Below are 22,379 nucleotides of genomic sequence, written 5' to 3'. Positions count from 1 at the left end.
CGATGAACTGGGCGTGCTGCAACAAGGCATCGCGCGCATGGGCGTGACGCTGCGCGACCTGATCAGCGGCATCCGCGATGGCGTGACCCAGATCGCCAGCGCCGCCGAAGAACTGTCCGCCGTGACCGAGCAGACCAGCGCCGGGGTCAACAACCAGAAAGTCGAGACCGACCAGGTTGCGACCGCCATGCACGAGATGACCGCCACGGTCCAGGAAGTCGCGCGCAACGCCGAAGAGGCCTCCCAGGCAGCCGCCGCCGCTGATGGCGAAGCCCGTGCCGGCGACCAGGTGGTCAGCGAAGCCATCGCCCAGATCGAACGCCTGGCCAGCGAGGTGATTCGTTCCACCGATGCCATGACCGTGCTGCAACAGGAAAGCGACAAGATCGGCAGCGTCATGGACGTGATCAAGGCCGTGGCCGAACAGACCAACCTGCTGGCCCTCAACGCCGCCATCGAAGCGGCCCGTGCGGGTGAAGCCGGGCGTGGTTTCGCCGTGGTGGCCGACGAGGTCCGTGGCCTGGCCCAACGCACGCAGAAATCCACCGAAGAAATCGAAGGACTGGTGGCCGGGTTGCAGAACGGCACCCAACAAGTGGCCGCCGTGATGAACAACAGCCGCAGCCTCACCGACAGCAGCGTGGCCCTGACCCGCAAGGCCGGCGCGTCACTGGAAAACATCACCCGCACGGTGTCGAACATCCAGTCGATGAACCAGCAGATCGCGGCCGCCGCCGAGCAGCAAAGCGCCGTGGCCGAGGAGATCAGCCGCAGCATCATCAACGTGCGCGACGTGTCCGAACAGACCGCCGCCGCCAGCGAAGAAACCGCTGCGTCCAGCGTCGAACTGGCGCGGCTGGGTAATCAGTTGCAGATGATGGTGAGCCACTTCCGCGTCTAACGTCCGACGCAATTTTGCATGACCTACTGTGGGAGCGAGCTTGCTCGCGAAGGCACCGGATCAGCCAGCATTGAAGTTGACTGACCCACCACCTTCGCGAGCAAGCCCTCTCCCACAGGATTTGCATCAGCGCAGCCCACGAATCGCTCTTTCGTACAAATCCCCCGCCCCCAGTCCTACCGCCTTTCTCTGCACGCTCCTGTACGGTTTTCGCTTGAACAAGCACATTGCGCTCGAACAGGAGATGACAACACATGGACGTAAGCAACGACTCGCTGTTGAAAAGGCTCGTTACCTCCCCAGACGGTGAGGACGCCACAACAGCCGAACTGAAAACCGCCATGCTACGAATGGGGGTGACGTCGGTATTCGACATTGTGCGCATGAGCAAGACGCAGTTCACCGAGAAACTCGCCAGGCATAGCGACGCGGACGGTGAACAGGCCTACGACAATGCTTCGAGCCATGCCCGGCAAATCAGTCGCTTGTACCAGGAACATCAAATATCGTCCGGCGCCAACAAGTCACGTATCAAGCACAGCCTGAAGGCAGGCTCAACGTCAGTGCCCACCGGCTATCAAGCGCTGTTCGAAGAGAATTGGGAGCAGTTCTGCAATGAGGGTGATATCGCCGCAATCGACTCGCCCGTAGCGTATCTGCGGGCGCTGTATCTGTTTGCCGGGGAGCTGGAAAACCTGTCACCGCACGCCAGCAGAGTCACCTTGGCGCAACGGCGCCCGGACCTCCAGGCACTGATGCTCGATCGCCAGAGTGCCTTCGTTACCCGTCCGATGCTCGACATCATCAACGACACCCTGCGCAGCAATATCGAGGCGCACCTGGCAAAAACCGATAAGAACAGGAGCGTTCACCAGGTACTCGCCAGTACACATTATCCCTTCTCGCTGCCCTACGACCTCCATCATCACCAATGTTTGCTTGGATTGGGCGCAGGCAAGCCGACGCTGGGCGAGCTGAACTATCGGGTTAGCCTGAACCTGCCGTTTTCAAAGGAGCGAAATCTTTACGGGGAAGTATTCGTCAATCCTGAAGAGGCGCAAAAACTCCTGTCCGGGCTGAGCCCGGCGCAGCAGGCACTGCTCATCGAACCGACCGCCTCGCAGACCAACCTCAGCACACTGAAAACAAACTATGGCACCGAGAACCTTCTACGCTTGAGTGAGCTTGAGTTCTTCAAGGAGCGCACTGGGCTTACGACGGAACAGATCGAGCAGCTATTGGCGCAAGGCAAATGTAGCCCGCGAACGTCGAGCGACAGTCCGGCGTCTACCCGGACAAATTACGGCGCCAGCTACATCAACGGCGCCGGAGCGGCCCCTGCCCTGACGATTGAAACCCAAGCGAACCAGAGGGTCTTTTCCAACGGTTCTCCTGAACGTTTCGACCGTTTGCAGCGAATGATCCGTCTGCATCATTGGACCGGTATTGCTGTTGCTGAACTGGACACGCTGATCGCCAATGCCCAACGCTCGGAAAGGGTCGATGCGCTCAATGCCAACACCTTGCGCACGCTGGGCGTCTATCGGTACCTGAACCAGCGCCGTGGCATCGCGCCTGAAGAGTTCGCTTCGTTCCTGCACGACATGCCCACCCACGCTTGCGGCGATCGAGTGCCGCTGTTCGATCAGGTGTTCAATCGCACCCAACTGCTCAAAAGCCCTGTGTGGGACGCCCCCAGGCTGAGCCTGACCGCCAAGGACGAGCAGACTCTCAGTTACCTCAGCGCCGGCCTTGGACTTCCCGTGGCGCCAGATTCGTTGTTGCTGCTGACGGAACAGGCCAGCCAGTACGTTTCGCTGGAATACGATCTACTCTCGGTTTCTTCACTTTACCGCCAGGCCCGTATCGCCCGGATGTTCGGGCTCTCCCCTCTTGAATGCACCGAGCTGGCCCGGTTGCTCGGCGGGGAGGATTTCTGCAAGGCGTTGGTGACAGGGGCGCTGAAAACCGTCGGCGCTACCCAGCCGGACATTCTCGACGTCCTGATGGCAATGGATTGGGCCGTTGACTGGCTCAGGCAAAACAATCGGGACGTGTTGCAATGGTGTCGCCTGTTCGAAACCAGCGCAAATGGCTTGGCGCTGAATCAGAACCTGGAAAACCGATTGGCGAAATTCCAGACAGACACCCACGCAGCCCACGACCCTCAGCATCGGGTGGAGGTGCTGCTGCATGACATTGCGGACCTGTCCGCCGAATACGTCCCGTGTGTATTGCAAATGGCCGGCACCGATGCGATAGCGGTCGTCGAGGCCATCAAGGGTTCTGCGGGAACAATGCCCCATGTGCTGGCGACAGTCTTGCGCACCGCCGAGGCCTGCCAGCGTTTGCACTTGAGCAGCGGCACGCTGAAGGTGCTGACGGAAAACCCGACGTGGCTAGCCCCGCGCCTATCCAGAATCCTGACGCCCGAAGCACTGTATCTGCTCGAATGCTTCAGCCACTGCGCCCGCCATCAGGCCCAGTCGGAAGAGAACCTGTTGCACTACCTGCAAGTGGCCAATCAGGACACGCAACACTCGGAAAAAGAAGCCAATGGCCTGCTGGCCAAGCTGTTGAATTGGAGCGCCGAAGAAGTGAGCGCCCTGACGGCGTCAATGGCGTCAAGACGCGCGCAATCAATGGAAACCGTGGATTGGGTCATGCGCTGCCAGGCATGCTGCGTAAGCACGGGGTTGTCGGCAAACCTGCTGCTCAAGACGACGGAACTGAGCACCACCAGCCCCGCATCAGACTGGAAAACCGTTGGGCAAGCACTGATCGCTGCCTGCCATTGACGGGGGGCACCCACTTTAAATTCAAGGATTGAATACATGCCCGATGCCATAAAAAAACAGCTCGATGAACGCCTGCGCGACGCCCTGTTGGCGCTCTACCTGAACAAAGTCGCGCCCGACAATGCCTCCGGGCTCAAGAGTGCCCAAGACCTTTATGAATACTGGCTGCTCGATGTGCTGGTCAGCCAGGATGTGCCCACCACGCCGGTAGCCTGCGCCATCGCCAGCCTGCAGCAATACATTAACCGTATCCTGATGAACCTGGAGCCCGGTTACGAGCCGCAGGACTTCACCGCCGAACACCGGCAGACGTGGCGCAACGAGCTGCATCAGTACCCCACCTGGGCCGCTCACCAAAAGTTGCTCTACTTCCCCGCGACTTACCTGGACCCGGCACTGAGGGCCAACAGCAGCGATAACTTCCAGCAACTGGAAAACGCCCTCAACCAGAACCGGATTCAACCCGAGGCTGTTCAATCGGCGGTCCTGGCTTACCTGACCCGATTCGAAGAAGTGGCCAACCTGAATATTCTCAATGGCTACATCGATGGCGCAGACTTTGCCAACAGCACCTACTACTTCATTGCAAAATCCCGCTCCGAGGATACGTACTTCTGGCGCTCGCTGAACATGGCGCAACGCCCGCCGGACGGTACATCACCGTCGCCCGCCAAACGGGATCATCCAGATCCGTTTGCCTGGTCGGACTGGGAAAAAGCCGATGTGCCGATCCCCGAAAGCGCAGTCGAACACTCGATTCGTCCTGTCTGGTTCAACAATCGCCTGTTCGTTGTCTGGGCAGAATGCATCCATCAGGATCAGTCGGCCTCCAGCGCGCCGTCGAGCGACGACGCCGTGCAGCCGAGTGCGAGTCATCCACTGCTGCGCTTGAGTTATTGCTTCAAAAAGCCGGATGGCACCTGGAGTACGCCGCGAGTGGGTCCGCAAGGGTATTGCGAGGACAAGGCGCTTGCCAGTCAGAGCCTGGAGGCGATCAGACCGTTGATAGGCTCCGTTGCGGTCGGGTCCCATGACTCGCTCTGTCTCATCCTGTGCGCCAGGGGCCTCAATACCGACGCCAAAGCCATGCCGACGAATGCTTTCAGTTTTATCAAAAGGGTTTGCGTCGATAAAAATCTCGCCCATGAACCGGATAGCTCAGCTTTCAAGCAAACGCAGAAAGAAAAAACCACCGCTTCGAATCTCAACCCCGCTGATGATGATCTCATCGGTGCTCACGATCAGCGCATCCAAAGAAAACACTCCTTTCTGGCAATAGCAGGTTCTGACGCCACCCTGCCAAAGCACCTCATTAATACCCTTCCCAACTTCGATGAGCACCTGAACGGAGTCGTCGTTAGATCCACCGACTCAAGCCATCATCTGGTGTTCAATGTCGACAACGCGTCGCTCCTCCCCACCGTGAGCAAGATCCGTTTCTACTCAGGCACTTTCACACTGAGTCTGGTGCCACCTGGCGAAAACTTGCCGTCCTCCGCCTACATACCTCTGGGTGATGATTCGAAGTTCACTATGACACTCCTCGGGGGCCACAATGACGAATACGTCTGGTCATTCGGCAATATGACCAATGTACTCGTAGATGATGAAGAATCACTGAGCCTTACGCTTCCATGGAATCACGATTTAAGTGGCAAGCTCATTTCCGTCGCTGCGGTGCGGTATTTGATCGCCGCCTGTAAGAAGGACCGTCAGCCCGCATCTGTTCCTATGACCTTCCAAACACCACGACAGACTTCCAACATCCCGGCTGACGTGAACTACGAAGAAGAACTGTTATATAGAAAATACGTCGTCTTCCGTCAGCCAGCCATGTTGGATCCGGACTCACTCACCTATGAAAACCTGAAGCCTGTCGCAATGTCCCCTCTGGCAAAGCAATTACCGGCTCTCTATGAATACCCTCTGCACATCGAAGAGCTCAGTGAACATGGCGATACTTTATTTTATGGGGTGGCGTTAGCCAGTCCTCGCGAACCGGACAAGACAATTTCCTTCGCCCTCAAAGCCATCAAGCTCAACCTGGCCCCCGTACCCTCCCTGCCTCCGGGCATAACCAGCCTATCGACCCCCAACCTGGGCACCATCCAATTCATCGACTTCGCCAACTCCGCCATCAAGCACAGCGACGGCTCAAGCAAAAAGCGCCAGCCGATCAGGCTGAACACCGTGTTCGCCGCAGAACTGATCCGGCGTACCGAAAACAGCCTGGACGAGCTGTTTGACTGGACGACTCAACACCTGCCGGAACCCGCCTTGCCCGGTGCCCCAAGTAACAGGATGGACTTCCACGGACCTTACGGCCGCTACTTCACCGAACTGTTCCTCTACGTGCCATGGCTGGTCGCCCATCGATTGAACGCCGAGCATCGCTACGAGGAAGCTGAGCGTTGGCTGCGCTATGTCTTCGACCCGGGCCGCCGGAAGGCCGAATGCTGGAGAAGCGTCCCTTTGCTCGAAGGTGACACACCTTCGTATTCCACCCAGGCGCCCCATGATCCGCATCAGATTGCCCTCAGTCATCCCGTGCACTTTCGCAAGGCGCTGTACTTTCTGTACCTCGACATCCTGGCCAACCGTGGCGACGCCGCCTACCGCGAGCTGACACCGGACAGCCTCAGTGAGGCCAAACTCTGGTACGTTCGGACACTGGACTTGTTAGGGCCACGCCCGGTCGTTCAACCGACCGATCACTGGACCGCCGTCAGCCTTCACGGCTTGAGCGTCACCAACAATGACGACTTGCGCCGCTTTGAAAACCGCCTGCCCCTCACCACCGTCAGCCCATCGCAGGTGCGTGAAGGCAGTTCGCAGACGTCCCTGACGGCTATCGATAACCCGTATCTGCGCGTGCCGTTCAATCCGCAGTTGCTCAAGTGCTGGGACGTTGCCGAAAGTCGCCTGTACAACCTGCGGCATAACCTCGACATCACCGGCAAACCGCTACGTCTGCCCGTATTCGCGGCCCCGCTGGCCCCTCGCGCCTTGCCCGGCATCAGCGCCCCGAACACCCCGGCCGGCGCCACGCCCAATTTGCCGTCGGTACAAATCCCCCACTATCGCTTCACGGTCATGCACAGTCAGGCTCAGAACGCCGTTGAAAGCATCAGCCAGTTCGGCGCCACGCTGCTGTCGTTGATCGAGCGCAAGGAACAGGCCCAGTTGCAGGAGCTGCAGCAACAACAGGCCTGGGACCTGGCGAAAGTCTCCGTTGACCTGCAACGCCAGGCCCTGAACGTCGACCGTCAAAACCGCCAGGCGCTGCTGGCCAGCCAGGCCATTGTTCAAAACCGCATCACCCATTACCAAAAACTGCTGGACGATGATCTCAGTGCCGTCGAGACAAAAGCCAATTACTTCTACGTGACCAGCGGCACCTTGGAAGCCGGGGCAATGACCTGCCAAATCGTGGCAGGTGGGCTGATGATGGCTCCGAACGTTTTTGGCTTCAGCAATGGCGGCAGCCGTTGGGAGGGACCAGCGCTCGCATCCTCTGCAGCCTTCCATAGCGCCGCGATCATAAGCCGCACGGTAGCGGCCCAACTCGACCGTCAGGCCACATTCGATCGCCGCCGGGATGAATGGCATCACGCCTACGATCAGTCACGGCTCGAACTGGCCCAGATCGACGCGCAACTGGCGCAATTCGCCGAGCAGGAAACCGCGACTCGCCTGCAACTGCGTCTGGCCGAATCAACCCTGAGCCAAGCCAAGGCCAACTACGATTTTCTCAGCAAGCGCTTTACCAAGGCACAACTGTACCAATGGCTGAACAGCCAATTTGCCGCGCTCTATCGCCAGGCCTACGACGCGACACTGGCGCTGTGCCTGGCGGCCGAAGCCGGTTGGCAGTATGAAATTGCCGACTTCGACACGCGTTTCATCCAGCCCGGCGCCTGGCATACGACCTATCGCGGGCTGGGCGCGGGCGAGCTGTTGAAGATGAACCTGTTGAAGATGCACGCCGAGTACCTGCGGCGTCACGAGCGGGAACTGGAGATACGCAAGACAGTGTCGCTGCGCCAGCTCAAACGCCACACCCCGACCAGTACCCTCAACAAGGAATGGCCGCAAATCCATGCCGACTTGAAAAAAGGCACCTACGAATTCGAGCTGACCCAGCAATTGTTCGAAGACGACTACAAGGATCAGCAACATTACCTGCGGCGGATCAAGACCATCAGCGTGTCCTTGCCGGCCCTCGTCGGCCCGTACGAAAACGTTCGAGCCACGCTGACCCAGACCGCCAGCAAGGTATTCCTCTCCCCGGGTGACCGGGGCAAAACCCTGCAGAGCCTGCGCGCCAACCAGCAGATTGCCCTGTCTACGGGCGTCGACGACAACGGCCTGTTCACGCTGAATTTCAATGATGACCGCTACCTGCCTTTCGAACACACCGGCGCCATCTCCACGTGGCAGTTGACCTTCCCAAACCCCGAAGCACAAAAAGACCTGCTTGACTCACTGACTGACGTCATCGTGCATGTGAGCTACACGGCCAGGGTCGGCGGAGGTGCGCAATGACTGAACAACCCCTCCTGCCTGTCACCGCGCCGTCACTGCCCAAGGGCGGTGGCGCCATTCAAAGTATCGGCAAAGGATGGGCCGCCATCGGCGCCCACGGTACGGCCTCCTATGAAATTGCACTGCCGATTTCACCGGGGCGCGGCTTTGCTCCGCCCTTGTCCCTGAGCTATGCCAGCTCGCTCGGCAACGGTGTGTTCGGCATCGGTTGGGAGCTGTCGCTGCCCTGCGTGGCGCGACGCACCGGCAAGGGTGTGCCGGCCTATACCGAAGATGACGAAATCATCGGCCCCAGCGGGGTGGTCTGGCTGCCCGAGCGCGACGCGCAAGGCGTCATCGTCACAACCCGCATCGATCACTACAATGATCTGCACCTGGGGACGACCTACACCGTCACCCGGTATTTGCCCAGAATCGAAAGCCGCTTCGACCGCATCGAACACTGGTCCTCGCCCGACGACAAACCGGGCTTCTGGCTGGTGCACGGTGCCGATGGCAGCCTGCATCTGTTCGGAAAGAACCCTGCGTCCCGTCGAGCCGATTCCCTGGATACGCGCCGTGTCGGCGAGTGGTTGCTGGAGGAGAGCCTGAACCCTTACGGCGAGCACATCCTCTACCAATACAAGGCCGACGCAACGGCCCAACGCTATTTGAGCCGGGTGAGCTATGGCAATTTCAAAGCCGATCCACACCTGTACTCATGGAAAACAGACCGGCTCGCGCCCGTGCAATGGCACTTCGAATTGGTGTTCGACTACGGTGAACGGACCACAGCCTACGAACAGAAACCGCCGTATGCAGGCCAGCAGTGGGCAACCCGTAGCGATGGTTTTGCAAGCTTCGCCTACGGTTTTGAATTACGCACCGAACGCCTGTGCCGCCAGGTCCTGATGTTTCACCGTTTTCCCGAAGAACTGGGGGCAGCCCCCATCCTGGTGAGACGCCTGTTACTCGCTTATCGCCAGACATCCCTGGGTTTGCACCAACTGAGCGCCGCCCATGACCAGGCATTCGGCGATGGGACAACCGTCGACGGCCGGCCCCCCGTCGAGTTCAGCTACAGCGAGTTCAAGCCCCGGTTGCAAGCCCGCGCCTGGCAACGCTTTGACGACTTGCCGGGGCTCAACGATGGTCACCGTTATCAACTGGTGGATTTGTACGGCGAAGGCCTGCCGGGCGTGCTCTATCAAAGCGACGCAGGTTGGCTTTACCGCGAACCCGTGCGGGCCAAGGCCAAAAGCGACAAAGTGGCTTATGCCCCGTGGCGGGAGCTGCCCCATATCCCGGTTGCCGACCATGGGAAACCGATGCGTCAGTCATTGAACGACCTGACCGGTGATGGTCGTTTGGACTGGCTCGTTGCCCAACCGGGGCTGAGCGGTTTTTTCTCCCTCGGCGCCGATCGGAGCTGGGCGGATTTCGCCACGTTCAACGCGTTTCCAACAGAGTTTTTCAGCCCACAATGGCAGTTGGCCGACCTGACGGGCGAAGGGCTCGGCGATCTGGTCTTGATCGGCCCGCGCAGCGTTCGCCTGTACGTCAACCAGCGGGAACACGGTTTTGCCGCCCCGCTGGAAGTCGCCCGCGACGAGCATGAAGATGCCCTGGCGGTATTCAACGCCTCACCCGGCGAACTGGTGGCGTTCAGCGATGTGCTGGGCAGCGGCCAGCAGCACTTGGTGCGCATTCGCCACAACGAAGTGACGTGCTGGCCAAACCTGGGCCACGGGCGTTTTGGCAAGGGCATCGTGCTGGACTTTCCCGGACTTGCCTACGAAACCTTCGATGCCTCGCGTATTCGCCTGGCGGATCTGGATGGCTCCGGCGCCGTCGACCTGATTTATCTGCAAGCAGACCAGGCACTGATCTTCATGAACCGCTGCGGCCAGGGTTTTCGCCCAGCGGTCGCACTGCCCTGGCCTCCCGGACTGCGTTACGACAACTTATGCCAGGTGAGCATCGCCGACCTGCGGGGGCTCGGCTGCTCCAGCCTGATCCTGAGCGTGCCGCACATCACACCGCAACACTGGCGCTACGATTTCGTCGAGTCGAAACCGTATCTGCTCACCGGCACACACAACAACATGGGTGCCAGCGAAACCATCAGCTACCGCAGCTCGGCGCAGGAATGGCTGGATGAAAAAGCCGCCCATACCAAGGCCGGCACGCCTGCGGTCTGTCATGTGCCCATGGCACTGCATCTGGTTTCGAGCCAGACCCGGGAGGATGAAATCACCGGCAATCGACTGACCCGCAAGTTTGCCTATCGCCAAGGCTACTACGACGGCGTCGAGCGCGAGTTTCGCGGCTTCGGCCTGTTGCTGGAAACCGACAATGAAACCAACCCCGACGATGCCGACGCCCAGGGCTTCACCATGCCCAGCCTGAAGAAGACCTGGTTCCACACCGGAAAAACGGTGGACATGCCCCGTATCGGCTACAACGACGACCCGCAAGCCGTAGCGCTGGGCAAAGCGCTGCTTTGCCAATACCAGGGCGAGGCCGGGCACGACATCCCCGTGGCCGCGCCAACCCCAGCCACCCGCATTGAAATGGCCCGCGCGTTGAGTGGCCATGTGCTGCGAAGCGAAACATTCGGGGTCGACAGGCGCCGGAAAACCCGGACCCTGTACTCGGTCCAGGAACACCGCTATCGCATACGCCTGCTGCAAGCGCCCGACAGCCATCGGTCCTACGCCCGGATGCTACCGCTGCCGCTGGAATCCATCACGTATCAATACGAAGGCACCGTCGATGACCCGCAATGCCAGCACACCTTGAACCTGCAACACGACCAGTACGGCGCGCTCACCCACAGCCTGGACATCCATTACGCCCGCAGGAAAACCGCCGACGATAACCCACCGTTCAGCGATGTCGACCAACAACGATGGTGGCGCGATGCGCATGATCCGGCGCAGCAGTTTTACTACCTGAACGAAACCCGGGCCGAATTCATCCACCTGCAAGCGCCTCAGGCGTGGCGGTTGGGCCTGCCTTATCGCCAGCGTACCCAAGCGTTGCGATGCCCCAAGGCTCCCGAAGCCGGTGGGCTGGCGCCGCAGGACATGACCTTCGAAACCTTCAGCGAACGCGTGAAGCAAATAACCTGGACGAACCAGAGCACGCTGACCGGCCTGACCGTGCAGCGCTACAAAGACGCTTTGAGCCCAGCCACCCTGGCGGATGGCGTCGCGGACTTCCAGGCCCTGACCGACCATCTGGAAACGGCCGAGCTGGACGAAAACGCCCTCAAGGCCTTCCGTTTGCTGCCCCAGGAAACACGCCCCAAGGGAAGAATGCTCGAACGCAATCACTACCACCGCATGGCCGATTTTCTTCCGGCGAGCAGCCGCCCCGTACGCCTCTGGTCAGTCAAAAGCGGCTTCGCGACCTATGCCCCGTGGGACGGGTTCTACAAAATCCGCACCCTACAGCCGAGCGAAAGCCATGGCGTGATCGAGATCAGCCGCGACAACCGTCACTGTGTGCTCACCCGGTTCCAACTGCCTGATGGTTGTGCCACCGAGGCGACCTATGATTACCGTTCGCTCCAGCCCCGGCGCGTCACCGACCCCAACGGCAATGTGCAGGAAGGCCTGCTCGATGCTTTCGGCCAAGTGTTGGCCACCTCCTTTTATGGCAACGAGCACCACGGGCCACGGGGTTTCAAACCGCTTGCGCAGTTCAAACCACCACCGTTCAGCAGCCCGACAGCGGCCATCAGCCAAAGCCGGGAGGCCCTGCAGGACGTCGCCACGGCGCTCTATTACGCGCCCTTCAGCTGGATGGGTTGCGTATCCACGGCGGCCCTGGCGGACACCGACTGGCTGGCGCGTTGCGTGAACAACGGCGACCTGCTTCCTGGCGGGCATATCTGCGCGTCGGCTCGAAACCGGCTGGCGGAGCTTCAGGCACTCTCGGCCGATGACCTCAAGCTGAAAAACGAACTCAAGGCCGCGCTGCGTGAACCGGTGCACATCGCCACACTGGTCGCCGACCGCTACCCCGATGACGACCGAAAACAAATCCGCATCGCCGTCACCTGTTTCGATGGCTTCGGGCGAACCCTGCAAAGCAAGCAACTCGTCGAACCGGGCATGGCTTACGTCGTCGACGCCAGGGGCGACCTGACACTGACGGATGGAACGCCCAAGGAGCAGATCGCCGCAAGGCGCTGGCGTGTCAGTGAACGGGTGGAATACAACAGCAAAGGCTTGGCGGTGCGCATCTACCGCCCTTACTTTGCCGATCAACATCGCTGCATCAACGACGAGTCCTTGCGTCAATTCGGCCATTACGACCGGCAGTTCTACGACGCCCTCGGACGCCCCACCCTCACGCGCCTGGTCAGGCAAGCCGGCGTCTCCTACATGCGGCGACACACCCGCCATCCTTGGTACACCGTGGACGAAGACGAGAATGACACGCTGCAGGAAGTCATGTCCGAACACGCCGCCACTGTTGGAGGTGAAGCATGAGCGCACGCCTTCATCACAAGACGCCCTCGATCAACGCCTTCGACAGCCGGGGCCTGGCCGTGCGGCAAGTCGCTTACTACCGGCGCGACGCCCAGGAACAGTCCCTGGCGCGCGTGACCCAGCAAGACTATGACGCGGCGGGACGACAGGTGGCGCAACGCGATCCCCGACTGTTTGCCAGTGCTACGGGGGGCGCCAATCTGCAAACTGTCTACAGCCTGTCCGGCAAGACGCTGTTGCTCGACAGTATCGATGCCGGGTGGCGCCTGTACCTGCCAGGGGATGCCGGGCAGATATTGCACTGCTGGGATCAGCGAGGCAGCTATTGGCAGACCACCTACGACACGCAACTGCGCATGACGGCCGTCCATGAACAAGCGGCAGGCGACGTGCCGCGCAGGGTCGAATGCCTGCAATACGGCGACAATTCGCCGAAGTCCGCGGTGCGCAATCGGTGCGGTGCGTTGATCCGTCACGATGACAGCGCCGGTACCCTGCTGATCCATGACTATGCGCTTTGCGCCAAACCCCTCAGCCTGACCAGGCATCTGCTGACCGTCACCGACCGACTGGACTGGCCAGCGGAGGAGAAAGACCGCGATCGCTTGCTGGAAAAGGGCGACGGCTACACGACAAGCTGGCGCTACGACGCACTCGCCGAGTGTATCCAGCAGACCGATGCCGCCCAGCACCAGCAGCGCTACTCCTTCGATGTCGCGGGTCAGCTCAAGTCCGTGGGCCTGCTGATAAGAAACACCTCGACCGAAAAATCCATCGTGAGCGATCTCGTCTACAACCCGTCCGGCCAGATCGAGTCCCAGACGGCCGGCAACGGTGTCGTCAGCCACGCCGTGTACGATCCGGCCAACGGTAGACTGACCGCCCTGCGCACATCGCTGGCTGCCAAGACCTTGCAGAATCTGCGCTACACCTGCGACCCGGTGGGTAACGTGACGCACCTCGAGGACAAGGCCCAACCGGTGCAGTTCGGCAGTAACCAACGGGTCGAAGCCAGCAGCACGTTCACTTACGACAGTTTGCATCAATTGATCAGCGCGACGGGGCGCGAGGCCGCTGGATTGACCAGCCCCGCGGACCTTCCAGCCCTCGGCAAACTACCCATCGACCCCGGGCAGTTGTTCAATTTCACCGAACACTACGAGTACGACGCCGGCGGCAACCTGATCGAATTGCGCCATCGTCGCGACGGCAATCACTACACCCGCACACTGGAGGTGGCCGCCGCGAGCAATCGCCTGCGTGCCTGGAACAAAGGCCAGTCTACGTCCGACGTGACCGTGGACTTCGATGCCAACGGCAACCAGCAGGCGCTCTCCCCGGGCCAGGCGCTGACCTGGAACCTGCGCAATCTGCTCGACAACGTGGTGTTGGTACGGCGCGAAAACGCGCCCGATGACATCGAGCGCTATTACTACGACAGCGGCGGCCAACGCGTACGCAAGATCCAGACAACCCAGGGCGCGGCGAGGGTCCACACCCGGGACGTGCGTTATTTGCCTGGCCTTGAAATTCACACGCGGGATAACGAACGCCTGGAAGTCATTACCCTGCAGGCGGGGCGCTGCAATGTGCGTTATCTGCATTGGACTCAAGGCCGACCGGCCACCATTGCCGCCAACCCACTGCGCTACAGCTTCGGCGACCACCTGGGCTCAAGCTCATTGGAACTGGACGATCAGGGCAACCTGATCAGCCAGGAAAGCTACCTGCCTTACGGGGCCACCGCTTGGGCGGCGTCCCGTTCGGCCGTGGAGGCCGATTACCGGACCCTGCGCTACTCCGGCAAGGAGCGCGATGCCAGTGGCCTGTATTACTACGGGCAGCGCTATTACGCGCCGTGGCTGCAACGCTGGATCAGCCCCGATCCGGCGGGAGCGATCGATGGGTTGAACCTGTATTGCATGGTGGGGAACAATCCGCTGCGGTTCGTCGACCACCAAGGACTGGGAAAAGAGGACGTCATCCAATGGATGAAAGCTGATGGTCACGCCCGCTCCCAGACGATGATGCAGCCCCCACCGGCAAAAAAGGCCCGCCAATCTGCCGGGGATCATCGAGCAGCCGTCAGTTCCGGACCCGCCCCCAGCCCAAGCTTCAGCAAAACGAAACGCAAGGACCTGGTCGTTCACTCCTACGGCGTCGTCCTGGATCGCAAGGGCAACAACGATGTGGGTCTCAACGAGTACTACAACCTTACCGGGCCCAAATCCGGCCCGGCGGGATACCGCGGCGTGGACAAGGATTATGACGGTACCGCCAAAAGCGACAGGTTCTACCTGGATTTCGGAAGCTACAAGATCGGCAATACCGATGAATACCTGACGGACCTGGCCGAACGGTACAGCGCGACGAAAAACGATCCGGTCCACCAATTTGAGGTAGATCCTGAGGTGCGGAAGCTCGAACCGACGCTGAGCAGGACGCTCGAGACCCTCCACGAACTCCAGCAACCCACCCAGAAACTCATTGCAACGCACATCGAGAAATCCAACGGGATCATTCCGGTGCGCACCGGAGGGCCTGGGGCTCATGGAGAAGTGCGTGCGCTCAACTCAGTCGTTGCGCTCTACCCGGGTCAAGTTGAAAGGGTACTTTCGGATACGCATCTGTTCACCGAAAAGTTGACCAGCGTGACGCAACCGGAGCCTTTCATCGCCTGCTTCAACTGCAGCGGCATTATCCCCGAAGAGGTCAACATCCCGACTGGTCGCAACCCTAGAAACTATGGGTTGTACAACTTTCACGTATCGGAAATAAATCGACCCCGGCGTTCTGGCAGTGCGTCTTGAGTGGGAGTCTTGATGCAGAACTTGATCGGTTCATATCAGGTATATGAACCGAGCATTGACGATCATCCCCTGGATTTCAGGGTATGACCTGAAACGCGTGAATGATCAGATAAAACTCGCTACTCGGACTGCCAAGGATTAATCATCTCGACCCCGGAAAACTCAAAATCCCGAACATTTCGAGTCGCAATCGAAGTGCCGTGGGCTCGGCAAATAGCAGCAATCTGCGCGTCGGCCATCGACATCGCCCGCCCCCTTGCTTCGCAGTTCGCCACCAGCGTCGCGTACTCAACGGCGGCATGGGCGTCAAACGGAAATATTCGCCCGACAAAGTCCTCTTCGAACATCGCCATCGCATGGGCTTCAAATTTCTGTTTACGCTTACCGGATGGGAGTCGGGCAATGCCATGGAGAATTTCCGCCACGGTCACCGCAGTGATCGCAAGATCCATCGCCGGCAGCTCGTCGACCCAAGCCAACACTCTAGGATCGGGCTCAAACCGCATGAACGCTGACAGGACATTGGTATCAAGCACGATCATTCGGAAAGATCCGCCGCCTTCGCCTTCTCCTGCCGCGAAGGCAAATCGAGCTCAACCCCGCCGCTTGCGCTGAACCTGTTGCGGATCCGGCTGCCAAGACCTCCTGTTTGATTAACAGAGGCCAATGCCTTTCCCAAGATCAACCGAGCCTCTTCTTCCATCGAATGCCCATTATGGGCAGCGGCTATTCGCAGTTGTTCTTTGATCTGGTCGTCAAGGTTTCGAATGGTGATGCTGGCCACGATGCCTCCTGCAATCAATGAAATCATTGATTGAGGCTAACACATCCTGCGTTATCAGGAGGACGGGGTGCCAAACGGTTCAGACATTAATCGCATTGGTAAACACCAACCGATTCCCGAACGGATCACTGATCGCCATGTCCTGGCTACCCCAGGGCATGGCCTGGATCTGTGGGTGGGCATAGCGGTATTGCTTGGCCTGCAATTGCTGCTGGAAGGCTTCCAGCTCATCGGTCTCGATCCGCAACGCCGAGCCCGGTGTGCAATCGCCATGGTGCTCGGACAGGTGCAGCACGCAGTCGCCGCGGGAGACTTGCAGGTACAGCGGGAAGTCGTTACCGAAGCGGTGTTGCCAGTCGACGGTAAAGCCCAGGAAGTCGACGTAGAACGCCAACGCCTTGGCTTCATCGAAGATCCGCAGGATCGGAGTGGTTTTACCGAAGCTCATGGGTTGCTCCCTGGCTGAAAAGACCCAGTGTAGATGGGTTGACTCCAATGCTTCGGCTTTAAACCCGGCTTCTTTAGTGTCGCAGTGCCATTATTGTGACGTCAATTTACACATTTTCAGCCGCTTACATGCCATGGGATGGCCTGAACCCCTGGCGCAGATCGCCCTCGCGCGCCAGGAACCGCCCTTCCCGACGCCCGTTTGCCTGCCCTTCGCGATAGCTCAAGACACCATTGACCCACACGCCATCAATCCCTTCGGCAGCCCGTTGAGGTTCGTTGAAATCGGCCACGTCGCGAACGGTGTGTGGATTGAACAACACCAGGTCCGCCCAATGCCCTTCACGAATTTCGCCACGATCCCTCAGACCGAAGCGCGCCGCTGAAAGGCCGGTCATTTTGTGCACAGCGGTGTGCAACGGAAAAAGCCCGATGTCGCGACTGAAATGTCCCAGTACCCGTGGAAAAGCGCCCCACAAACGTGGATGGGGAAACGGGTCTTCGGGCAAGCCGTCGGAGCCGACCATGGACAACGGGTGGGCAAGGATGCGTCGTACGTCGCCCTCATCCATGCCGTAGTACACCGCGCCGGCCGGTTGCAAACGACGCGCTGCGTCCAGCAACGACACGCCCCAATCGCTGGCAATGTCGGCGAGATCGCGACCACCCACGTGCGGATGCGGGGTCGACCAGGTGATGGTGATGCGATGGGCGTCGGTCACCTGCTTGAGATCCAGGGTCGAGGAGCTGGCCGCGTAGGGATAACAGTCGCAACCGACCGGATGGTTTTTTGCAGCGTTTTCCAGCGCTGCCAACACCTGTGGACTACGCCCCCAGTTACCGGCACCCGCGCACTTGAGGTGGGAAATGATCACTGGGCTTTGGGCGTGACGGCCAATGCGGAACGCCTCGTCCATGGCTTCGAGCACCGGCTCGAATTCGCTGCGCAGGTGGGTGGTGTAGATCGCACCGAAGGCCTTCAACTCTTCGCTCAGTTGCATGACTTCGTCGGTGGATGCCGAAAACGCGTTGGCATAGGCCAGGCCGGTGGACAGGCCAAGTGCGCCGGCTTCCAGGCTTTCGCGCAGTTGCTGGCGCATGGCGGCGATTTCTCCGACGCTGGCAGTGCGCAACAAATCGTCCATGTGGTTACTGCGCAACGCCGTGTGGCCCACCAGCGCCGCTACGTTGACCGCCGGCATGGCCGCTTCCACCGCCCCGCGATAATCCGCGAAGCGCGGGTAGGCGAACGCCTGGGCGGTGCCGAGCAGGTTCATCGGGTCCGGCGGGTCGCCCCGCAAGCTGACCGGCGCGGCACTGATGCCGCAGTTGCCGACGATGACCGTGGTCACGCCCTGGCTGAGCTTGGGCAGCATTTGCGGCTGGCGAATGACCACCGTGTCGTCGTGGGTGTGCACATCGATAAAACCTGGCGCCAGTACGCGGTCGGCGGCGTCGACTTCTTCAAGCGTCGGGGCATCGCCCAGGTCACCAATGCGCTCGATGCGCCCCGCGCGAATCGCCACGTCGGCGTTGTAGCCGGGGCGGTCGCTGCCATCGATGACCAATGCGTTGCGGATAAGGGTGTCGTAGGGCATGTCAGTCTCCCAGCGGCAAGTCATCGTCGCCGCCGCGGTAATCGTCCAGGGCGAGCTTGACCCGCCGCAGGCGCTCTTGATTGTCTTCAGGGTGAGTCAATGCCAGTTCGGTGGCGAGCACATCGATGGCCAGCAGCATGCCGTAGCGCGCCGCTGTAGGTTTATAGATGAACGAGGTTTCAGCGCCTTGCAGGGGCAACACCACATCCGCCAGGCGGGCCAGCGGCGAGTCGGCACGGGTGATGGCCAGGATCGCCGCGCCGTAGCTGCGAGCCAATTCCACCGCGCCGAGCAATTCCGGAGTGATGCCGGTGAGCGAGCAGGCAATGACCAGGTGATGTTCACTCAGGGATGTGGCCGTGATGCGCATCATCACCGGGTCGCGGCACGCGGAGATCGGGTAGCCGAAACGCACCAGCCGCACCTGCAACTCCTCACTGCACAAGGCCGACCAACCACCGAGGCCGAATGCATGAACCATCCGTGCCTTGCCGATCATCCGTACGGCATCGCCAAACCGTGACTCTACGAACCCCGACAGATGCTGGCGCAAGGTCGACTCGATATCGCCAACGATCTGCCCATAGAACGCCGACTGTTCTGGCGCCCCGGCCGGGTCGAGAAAACGACTGCCGACGCCACTGGCCTGGGCCAGTTGCAGGCGCAAGTCGCGAAGGTCGCGGCAACCGACGGTGCGGGCAAAACGCGACAGCGTGGCACTGCTGACTTCGGCCCGTTGGGCCAGTTCATCGAGGCTGGCGGAGGCGGCAAAGCCTACGTCGTCGAGCATCAGCCGGGCGATTCTTCCTTCGCCAGCGCTGAAAGAATCCTGGCGGGAGCGGATCTGGTAGAGGATGTCCATGGCGGCTCCTGTGGCGTTACGGTGCGCTCAGAGCAAGCGCGAAAGCCCGAGGGTCAAGGCGAACGCGACCACGGAGATCAGCGTTTCCAATACCGTCCAGGTCTTGAAGGTTTGGGCAACGGTCATATTGAAGTATTCCTTGATCAGCCAGAAGCCGCCGTCGTTGACGTGGGAAAAGATCACCGAGCCGGCCCCGGTGGCCAGTACCAGCAGTTCGGGATGGGGATAACCCAGGCCGATCGCCACCGGCGCAACGATGCCCGAGGCCGTGGTCATCGCCACCGTGGCCGAGCCTGTGGCGACGCGCATCAGGGCGGCGAACAGCCAGCCCATGACCAGTGGCGACAGCTGGAATTCCTGGGCCAGGCCGACGATCTGTTGCGTGACACCGGCGTCCACCAGGATCCGATTCAAACCGCCACCGGCGCCCACCAGCAAAGTGATGCTGGCGGTCGGGGCCAGGCATTCGTTGGTGAACTTGAGGATCGATTCACGGCTGAAGCCTTGGGCCAGGCCGAGGGTCCAGAAGCTCAGGATGGTCGCCAGCAGCAAGGCGATCACCGAGTTGCCGATGAACAACAGGAACTGGTTGAAACCGCTGCCCGGCGTGGAGATCAGGTTGGCCCAGCCACCGATCAGCATCAGGATCACCGGCAGCAGGATCGTCCCCAGGGTCACGCCGAAACCTGGCAAGTCGGCACGCGGCTCGCGCTCGAGAAATTGTCGTTCCAGCGGATTGTCGGCCGGTAACTGGATGCGCGGCACGATGAATTTGGCGTACAGGGGCCCGGCGATGATCGCGGTGGGAATGCCAATCAGGATCGCGTACAGCAAGGTCTGCCCCACCGAGGCCTGGAACGCCTGCACCGCCAGCATCGCAGCCGGATGCGGCGGTACCAGCGCATGGACCACCGAAAGCCCGGCGACCATCGGCAGCCCGACCATGAGGATCGACACGCCAACGCGGCGGGCAATGGTGAACGCGATGGGCACCAGCAGCACAAAACCGACTTCGAAGAACAACGGCAGCCCGACCAGGAACGCGATGCACACCATTGCCCAATGGGCGTTGCGCTCACCAAAACGCTCGATCAGCGTCTGCGCCATTCGCTCCGCCCCGCCGGACTCGGCCATCATCTTGCCGAGCATCGTGCCCAAGGCCACCACCAGCGCGATGTGCCCCAGGGTCTTGCCGACACCCGCCTCGTAGGCCCCTACCACACCCGACGGCGGCATCCCGGCCAACAGCGCCAGGCCAATGGAGACCAGGGTGATCACGATGAACGGATTGAGCCGATACCGGGCGATCAGAACGATCAGCGCAATGATCGCGATGGCCGCGTAGACCAGTAGCCAGTAACCGAAAGCAGGTGCCATGCGTTACTCCTCGAATGGGGTCACGTCGATGTGTTGTGAAACTCATAAATCATTTCGACGACGAATCTTCAAACCCACTGAAAGTAATTTTCGCGCACAGATAAAATTTGTCGCTGACGGACATCGCGAAGCAGCGGCTATGAAAATTCACCCCCGGACTTTCATCCCGCAATTGACCTCCTGTGGCGAGGGGATTTATCCCCTCGCCACAGACCGCTGGCCGCTCCGCACTCAATTCCGTACCATCGCCCCCTGTTTTTTTTGCACCACTCCCCGGCAGCCGACGCTCCACCGGCGCCCAGTCAGGAAAACCATGAAACCAGCACGCCTTCGCGCCGACGCCCTCGCCGGCCTCACCACTTCTTTCGCCTTGCTCCCCGAGTGCATCGCCTTCGCCCTGGTGGCCCATCTCAACCCATTGATGGGGCTGTACGGCGCGTTCATCCTCTGCACGCTGACCGCATTGTTTGGCGGTCGGCCCGGGATGGTGTCGGGCGCGGCGGGGTCGATGGCCGTGGTGATCGTCGCGCTGGTGGTGCAGCACGGCGTGCAGTACCTGTTGGCGACCGTGTTGCTGGGTGGGCTGATCATGATGGCGTTCGGGCTGTTGCGACTGGGCAAGCTGGTGCGCATGGTGCCGCACCCGGTGATGCTCGGCTTCGTCAACGGCCTGGCGATCGTCATTGCCCTGGCCCAGTTGGAACACTTCAAGAATGGCGAGGCCTGGCTGAGCGGCCCGCCGCTGTACGTGATGGCCGGCCTGGTGGCGCTGACCATGGCCATCGTCTACCTGCTGCCACGCCTGACCCGCAGCGTGCCACCAGCCCTGGTGGCCATCCTCGGTGTTGGCCTGGCGGTCGACCTGCTCGGCCTGCCGACCCGGACGCTGGGCGACATGGCCCACATCGCCGGCGGCTTGCCAGCCTTTGCCCTGCCGGACATTCCCTGGAACCTTCAGACTTTGCAGATCGTCGCGCCCTACGCGGTGATCATGGCGATGGTCGGTTTGCTGGAAACCCTGCTGACCCTGAACCTGACCGATGAAATCACCGAAAGCCGTGGTTACCCGGACCGTGAATGCGTGGCGTTGGGCGCGGCCAACATCGCCTCTGGCCTGTTCGGAGGCATGGGCGGTTGCGCCATGATCGGCCAGACGATGATCAACCTCAGTTCGGGCGGGCGCGGGCGGCTGTCGGGTGTGGTGGCCGGGGTGATGGTGTTGCTGTTCGTGTTGTTCCTGTCGCCGCTGATCGAGCGTATCCCGCTGGCGGCGCTGGTGGGTGTGATGTTCGTGGTGTCACAGCAGACCTTTGCCTGGGCTTCGTTGCGGGTGCTCAACAAAGTGCCGGCGAACGACGTGCTAGTCATCATCGCGGTGACTGTCATCACGGTATTCACCGACCTGGCCGTGGCCGTGCTCTGCGGCATCGTGATCGCGGCGCTCAACTTCGCCTGGCAACAGGCACGGGAGCTGTACGCCGACATGCACCTGGAAGCCGATGGCAGCAAACTCTATCGCTTGCACGGCACGCTGTTCTTCGCCTCGACGACGCCGTTCCTCAACCTGTTCGACCCAGCCAACGACCCGGCCCTGGTGACCCTCGATTGCCGTCACTTGCGCTTCGTCGACTACTCGGCCATTGCCGCGCTCAAGACTCTGCGCGAACGCTACGCCAAGGCCGACAAGCACCTGCGGGTGTTCCACCTGTCCGAGCGCTGCAAGCAAATGCTCAAGCGGGCGGGCGTGCAGCACGACTGAGGTTGCCACCAACTTTG

Annotated in this window: 12 protein-coding genes; 6 read left to right on the top strand and 6 right to left on the bottom strand. The window is 60.7% G+C overall.

All coding sequences use genetic code 11. The features are described 5' to 3' along the window. The first annotated feature begins 37 nt into the window (after window positions 1–37). The 5 genes from PBDP_RS30220 to PBDP_RS03875 all read left to right on the top strand — a co-directional run bounded on the left by PBDP_RS30220 (window position 38) and on the right by PBDP_RS03875 (window position 15,535). Window positions 38–901 (top strand): methyl-accepting chemotaxis protein, encoded by an 864-nt coding sequence (locus PBDP_RS30220; RefSeq protein ID WP_502936870.1) that lies wholly within the window; start codon window positions 38–40, stop codon window positions 899–901. A gap of 254 nt (window positions 902–1,155) precedes the next feature. Next, window positions 1,156–3,699, top strand: a complete 2,544-nt coding sequence (locus tag PBDP_RS03890; protein ID WP_212801841.1) for a Tc toxin subunit A — start codon at window positions 1,156–1,158, stop codon at window positions 3,697–3,699. Window positions 3,700–3,735: 36 nt separating this feature from the next. After that, window positions 3,736–8,244, top strand: a complete 4,509-nt coding sequence (locus tag PBDP_RS03885) for a Tc toxin subunit A-related protein (protein WP_212801840.1) — start codon at window positions 3,736–3,738, stop codon at window positions 8,242–8,244. Continuing rightward, the gene (locus tag PBDP_RS03880) at window positions 8,241–12,725 is read left to right on the top strand and encodes a SpvB/TcaC N-terminal domain-containing protein (RefSeq protein ID WP_212801839.1); all 4,485 of its coding nucleotides are present in this window, start codon (window positions 8,241–8,243) and stop codon (window positions 12,723–12,725) included. Before PBDP_RS03885 ends, PBDP_RS03880 begins: the two co-directional genes overlap by 4 nt. Next, on the top strand, window positions 12,722–15,535 hold the full coding sequence (locus PBDP_RS03875) for an RHS repeat-associated core domain-containing protein (RefSeq protein ID WP_212801838.1): 2,814 nt from the start codon (window positions 12,722–12,724) through the stop codon (window positions 15,533–15,535). Before PBDP_RS03880 ends, PBDP_RS03875 begins: the two co-directional genes overlap by 4 nt. 119 nt (window positions 15,536–15,654) lie before the next feature. Here PBDP_RS03875 and PBDP_RS03870 read toward each other — a convergent pair whose 3' ends face one another. The 6 genes from PBDP_RS03870 to PBDP_RS03845 form a co-directional block, all read right to left on the bottom strand. Continuing rightward, window positions 15,655–16,077 (bottom strand): type II toxin-antitoxin system VapC family toxin, encoded by a 423-nt coding sequence (locus PBDP_RS03870; RefSeq protein ID WP_212801837.1) that lies wholly within the window; start codon window positions 16,075–16,077, stop codon window positions 15,655–15,657. After that, window positions 16,074–16,319: a FitA-like ribbon-helix-helix domain-containing protein gene (locus PBDP_RS03865; RefSeq protein WP_212801836.1), complete on the bottom strand. Its 246-nt coding sequence runs from the start codon at window positions 16,317–16,319 to the stop codon at window positions 16,074–16,076. The genes PBDP_RS03870 and PBDP_RS03865 overlap by 4 nt, the downstream gene beginning before the upstream one ends. 79 nt (window positions 16,320–16,398) lie before the next feature. Continuing rightward, window positions 16,399–16,767, bottom strand: coding sequence for a glyoxalase superfamily protein (locus PBDP_RS03860; RefSeq protein WP_109753416.1), 369 nt, complete (start codon window positions 16,765–16,767; stop codon window positions 16,399–16,401). 124 nt (window positions 16,768–16,891) lie between these two features. Then, window positions 16,892–18,364 carry an N-acyl-D-amino-acid deacylase family protein gene (locus PBDP_RS03855; protein WP_249411835.1) on the bottom strand — a complete coding sequence of 491 codons (1,473 nt, stop codon included), beginning with the start codon at window positions 18,362–18,364 and terminating at the stop codon, window positions 16,892–16,894. Window position 18,365: 1 nt separating this feature from the next. Further along, entirely contained in the window at window positions 18,366–19,226 is an 861-nt protein-coding gene (locus PBDP_RS03850) for a MurR/RpiR family transcriptional regulator (RefSeq protein ID WP_109753414.1), read from the bottom strand. Between the two features lie 27 nt (window positions 19,227–19,253). Further along, window positions 19,254–20,603 (bottom strand): GntT/GntP/DsdX family permease, encoded by a 1,350-nt coding sequence (locus PBDP_RS03845; protein ID WP_109753413.1) that lies wholly within the window; start codon window positions 20,601–20,603, stop codon window positions 19,254–19,256. 313 nt (window positions 20,604–20,916) lie between these two features. On the opposite strand from PBDP_RS03845, the gene PBDP_RS03840 reads away from it, so the two are divergent. After that, window positions 20,917–22,362, top strand: coding sequence for a SulP family inorganic anion transporter (locus PBDP_RS03840; RefSeq protein ID WP_212801834.1), 1,446 nt, complete (start codon window positions 20,917–20,919; stop codon window positions 22,360–22,362). Window positions 22,363–22,379 lie beyond the last annotated feature (17 nt).

The sequence above is a fragment of the Pseudomonas sp. St290 genome, assembly GCF_018325805.1.
In the GTDB taxonomy this organism is placed as follows: Bacteria; Pseudomonadota; Gammaproteobacteria; order Pseudomonadales; family Pseudomonadaceae; genus Aquipseudomonas; species Aquipseudomonas bijieensis.
The sequence above is the reverse complement of the archived record's forward strand: the minus strand, read 5'-3'. Positions and strand labels throughout refer to the sequence as shown.